The organism is Shewanella sp. SG41-4 (genome assembly GCF_014164505.1).
Taxonomy (GTDB): domain Bacteria; phylum Pseudomonadota; class Gammaproteobacteria; order Enterobacterales; family Shewanellaceae; genus Shewanella.
Genome location: NZ_JACJFI010000762.1, coordinates 1 through 366 on the forward strand (window position 1 = coordinate 1; position 366 = coordinate 366).

General features: G+C 39.6%; 1 protein-coding gene. It reads right to left on the reverse strand.

The features are described 5' to 3' along the window. Window positions 1-366 (reverse strand): RNA polymerase factor sigma-54 (locus tag H5202_RS23715; protein ID WP_443019481.1); only part of this gene is annotated, 366 nt, incomplete at both ends.

Sequence of the window (366 nt, forward strand, 5' to 3'; positions counted from 1 at the left end):
CATTGCGGCTTTCGATACTTTTAATAAACCATTTAGCTTCTTGCAGGTGGCCTCGAATAAATTGGCTATCAGACGGGTTTTTGCTGCTTCTAGCCATTGCAGCATATTGCTGATTAACACCAATTTTAGGCATATTGTCTGGGTTTAACTCTACAACCCAACGGCCATTTTTCTTTAATACGGTAACATCTGGAATGACGAATTCATCATCCATGGCGGTAATTAATAAGCCCGGACGAGGATTGAGTGACTGGATTAGGGTGATTGCATCACGCAACTCATTTTCTTTTAGTTTGGTTTTGCGCATCAACAATCTGAAATCACGTCCAGCAATTAAATCTAAATAGCCTTTAATTAACAAACGTG